7 protein-coding genes are annotated in these 4002 nt (G+C 44.8%); 1 reads left to right on the top strand and 6 read right to left on the bottom strand.

The genetic code is table 11. The features are described 5' to 3' along the window. Positions 1-17: 17 nt before the first annotated feature. From JJB97_RS17440 to JJB97_RS17415, 6 genes are all read right to left on the bottom strand, one after another. Positions 18-263, bottom strand: coding sequence for a colicin E3-like toxin immunity protein (locus tag JJB97_RS17440; protein ID WP_238715353.1), 246 nt, complete (start codon positions 261-263; stop codon positions 18-20). 15 nt (positions 264-278) lie between these two features. Next, positions 279-536 (bottom strand): colicin E3-like toxin immunity protein, encoded by a 258-nt coding sequence (locus JJB97_RS17435; RefSeq protein ID WP_238715352.1) that lies wholly within the window; start codon positions 534-536, stop codon positions 279-281. A gap of 7 nt (positions 537-543) precedes the next feature. After that, positions 544-780 carry a colicin E3/pyocin S6 family cytotoxin gene (locus JJB97_RS17430; protein WP_263458010.1) on the bottom strand — a complete coding sequence of 79 codons (237 nt, stop codon included), beginning with the start codon at positions 778-780 and terminating at the stop codon, positions 544-546. A 96-nt stretch (positions 781-876) separates the two neighbouring features. Next, positions 877-1176, bottom strand: coding sequence for a hypothetical protein (locus JJB97_RS17425; RefSeq protein ID WP_451923557.1), 300 nt, complete (start codon positions 1174-1176; stop codon positions 877-879). Positions 1177-1276: 100 nt separating this feature from the next. Beyond that, positions 1277-2839: an S-type pyocin domain-containing protein gene (locus tag JJB97_RS17420; RefSeq protein ID WP_238715349.1), complete on the bottom strand. Its 1563-nt coding sequence runs from the start codon at positions 2837-2839 to the stop codon at positions 1277-1279. Next, the gene (locus JJB97_RS17415; protein ID WP_238715348.1) at positions 2840-3106 is read right to left on the bottom strand and encodes a hypothetical protein; all 267 of its coding nucleotides are present in this window, start codon (positions 3104-3106) and stop codon (positions 2840-2842) included. Positions 3107-3418: 312 nt separating this feature from the next. Here JJB97_RS17415 and ivy point away from each other — a divergent pair, with 312 nt between their 5' ends. Then, the gene (ivy, locus tag JJB97_RS17410) at positions 3419-3871 is read left to right on the top strand and encodes an Ivy family C-type lysozyme inhibitor (RefSeq protein WP_238715347.1); all 453 of its coding nucleotides are present in this window, start codon (positions 3419-3421) and stop codon (positions 3869-3871) included. Positions 3872-4002: the final 131 nt, after the last annotated feature.

Genomic DNA, 4002 nt, shown 5'->3' with positions numbered 1-4002 from the left:
TCCCTCAAAGTGATCTACTATTCCGCGCAGCTATTTAGCTGATAATCATATTGCTGCAAATTTATTTGATGCTGAAAATATTGTTGTATATATGGCAACCAGTCCACTTTCACGACATAACCGCCATCATAGATCTCTGACTCATCAGAAAGACCCAGTTTATCTAAGAAATAGACACTGTTATCTAAAATAGCCGAAAATTCCTTCCCTTCCCCTTCAGAGGTTTGCTTATTAAACCACTGCAATCTCATTCTATATGACATGCCCATACCCTATTATTACCATTTATCTCTATAATCAAATGAAATGAAATAATCATAAGAAGATAAGTTAATACGATGTTTGAAATGAGGCTGTAAATGCATAACCCAATCACTTCTTAGATCAAAAGAGCCATTATTTACAATATCTTTTGTTGGTAATCCTAAGCCATCAGTCATGATGCTGGCATCATCACCAAAATCAATAGAATATTCTTTACCTAAACCCAACTCTGTTAACTTATCAAACCATTGCAGTCTTAATTTTAGTCCCATTTTGGCCTCACAAATAACGTTTAATATTTCGGCCTTTTACAGCAGGCTTCAATTGTTCACCAGTTTTATGATCTACCGACCCAGGATGCTCACCGTCGCTTGCACGATATGTTTCCAGTTCACCATGTTGTGAATCCCACTCATATACACGGGTAGGATCAGGTTTCTTCTTTTTAGCGATTTGGGCATGTTGAGGAACGTCATTATCTGTAGCCGGACTGGCAGCCTGCTGATAAAATGCCATCATAGCAAATTTAGGAATTTTTAATTCAAATATAGAAAAGCAGCGCATTAATACATGTGCTGCTCAATATAAATTATAATCTATGTCATCTTGCTTTCAAGATATATNTTCTGATACTTTTTCACCTTCTGAATAAGCTTCATACTCACTAGTATATTCATTTATTTTATCTATGGAAAAATTCTTTATCTCATCCAAAAAAATTATTTTATTCTGAACAATAACGTTTTCTTGTCTGAAATATAGAACCCATGAGAATAAAAAATTCGCAACTTTAGGTGAATACATTGAAACTACTAGTGTCGCATTATTTTTTCCATAAATACCTTTTTTTAAAGAAGAAAGCCAACTTGCATAGTATTGTTTGATGCTCCAATAATCGACAGGGATCAGCATTCCTTCTTTAAATTCGCCTATGATAATTGAAGCAGGTAATACTGTTTCATTAAATTCAGACTTAAAAGATTTATTTTCTGTAAAAATACCAAACATATTATCACCCTTTCACTCTGTTTAAATATTTATCATATGTACTTAAGCGAACGCCTTTTTTACTAAATTTTTTCCATCCTTCGGAAACATTATGCCCGTCAACATCTGGTGTTATGTAATCTTTTCCATTAAAAAATGCTGGTTGCCCGTGAGAATTGAATGGTGCTTTATTTGGGGCAACACGTCGATTATAACCAAGTTTTTTAGCTGCTTCTTCCGCAACATTGCCTTTAAGAACAGAATGTAAGTAAACATGAATCGGTGGTATATTCGGCAACGGCAGTATAAGAATATAATCCGCAAATTTCTTCTCTTCCGGCGCCGGAGTGGTTGTTGCTTCAATACTGGTATCTTCCGCCAGCGGATCAACAACTACCGGGTTCGGTATTCTTACCGGGTTTTGGTTGCCGGTATTCCACGAATTATTCTCACCTGTGTTGTCCGGCGTCCAGACGATCGTTATAGGGGGATCTTCCTCCGTGGTGAACGTATACGCTTTTCGGGTATGATTCCACTCCATTTTACGCACCCGCACCCTGTCCTTACCCGGCGGCGTATGCCAGCCATGCGGAACCAGATTACCCTGACTGTCGCTCTCCCACGTATAACGCACACGCGTTGGCGCTTCACGCATCTGCTCCAGCCGCATGCGGTCAAGAAAATCCTGCTCGCCGTCATTGAGCCTTCCGGGCATCATCCCCATTACTACAGCGACAAGGGGCGCGCCGGGGCCGCTGGCGGCGATCCTTCCGAGTCCGGTCGCCATCTCGCCAAATTTTACCGCCCACGTTCCTGACGTAATGGCGCTGCCACCAATCAGGCCGAGGACGCTGGCATCTGCAACCGCCGCTTTCGCATTTTCGGCTCGCTCTGCTGCGTCTTTTGCAGCCTGATAATCCATTTCCTCATGATTACCGAACCACCATTTATACAGAGCGCTTCGCTTCTTTGGTTCAGGGATATTTTCCGCGGATTTCTTTTTCCTGGCGCTCTGAGCGTGCTGGACAACAACATTATCTGATACAGGATCAGCAGGTGGAGCAGCCTGATAAAATGCCATCACAGCAAAATTAGTATGAGGCTCCTGCTCCTCTCCGGCATCATTACAGCCCTCGCCGCGAAGGCAGGATTTGGCGAATACCCGATTGCGCTCACGCTCTTCCGCCAGCCGTTTTTCCTGCGCTTCTTTTTCAGCCTGACGAACCAGCAACATGGCTGCATGTTTTTCCTGCGCTATCTGTGCAGGGGAAGGGCCAGATCCCATCCACTGACCTGAAGGCGCTATTATCCGGTTGCTGCCTTGTGGACAATCACACATCACTTCACAACGATCCACCGCAACCTGAATCCCCATAAAGGAACGGCGATACGCTTTCGCACTTTCGATAACTTTGCCAGCCTTCCCGCACTTCGGGCAGGGAGTGGTGCTATCACCCAACCGGATAACGCCAAATCCCATAATATTTACCTGATTAACAGGAATCGATGCGATAAGGCGGGCGCCTGTTGTTGTTTTATCACAACTGAGGGCCATTCCCAGACCATCAACATCAGGACGATACCCCATTTACGCATCTCCGGTTGCGGTAAGAAAATCTGGTGGCATTGCAACGACTTCCCGTCCTGTCAGAGCAGCGCCAACCTGCGGGGGGCTGATTATCTCATCACCGTGATAAAGAGCAGTAATCGGATGCTCACGGCAAAATGCTTTCTGTTCTACAGGCAGGGCACGGGATCCCTCATCCATCTCTGCCCGTTGCTCCGCCGTAAACGGGGATTGATCTATTGTTGCCAGCGCTTCCGGGGTCAGTTTATTGTTATATTGTCGGCCCATTTTCCTTTTCCCTGTCATTTTTATGGTTAAGTTAATGCAATGCTAACCGATTTCTGAATTTACTTAAAAGTGATGTTTATCATACTGTTAGGAAAATTAAATAACGACACGACAATAATGAGGTATTTATCTTAGAGCATTAATGATTTTATTGTTGCTTCACTTATCAGGCTAAGTTTGGATACTGGACTACTATCGTCTGTCAGTAGTGGGTTATGCTTAATCGTTCATCAATTACAATATTTTAGTGGGTGGAGTAGACCCCATGTACGGTGTTGCTACGGTGAAATATAAACCCATCAGGAGGTTGAAATGTTAAAGAAACTGAGTGTCGCGACGTTGCTGCTGGCAAGCGCAGGCGCATGGGCGGCAGGTAACGATATGTTGACCGTAAGCGGGTTGGCGAACGGAGCGAACAGCAAAGCAGCCTTTGCCAGAATGGCGCAAGGGCATCGCCTGCCGGCCTGGATTGCGCAGGGCGGCACTGGCTCGCCGGCGAGGACGGTGACGCTGGGCGCAGAGACATGGCAGGCAATCGGCGCCTGCAAGCCACACAACTGCAGCGCCGAACGCGTGGCGATACTCTGGTCTGCGGAGAAAAAAATCATGGCTGGCGTTTACTCAACGGTGGATGAAAAAAGCGCGCAAGAGAAACTGGTATGGATGAACGTGAGCGATGATCTTGCCATTGACGGCAAAACCGTGCTTTATGCAACATTAACCGGTAGCCTGGAAAATCACCCGGACGCATTTAATTATAAATAAGCGCGCTGTCTGAAGTGCCTGTTTCCTGTTGTGGCGTCTCTGTTTGGATATCTGCGAGGCTGCCGCTTTATTGCTTACCAGGACGGCAGGAAAGTAAAAATCCCCCTTCTTAGAAGGGGGCATTGATTTCG

It is taken from the genome of Tenebrionibacter intestinalis (genome assembly GCF_016632365.1).
GTDB classification, from domain to species: domain Bacteria; phylum Pseudomonadota; class Gammaproteobacteria; order Enterobacterales; family Enterobacteriaceae; genus Tenebrionibacter; species Tenebrionibacter intestinalis.
Note: the sequence above shows the minus strand (reverse complement) of the source record. Positions and strands in the feature narration are given on the sequence as shown.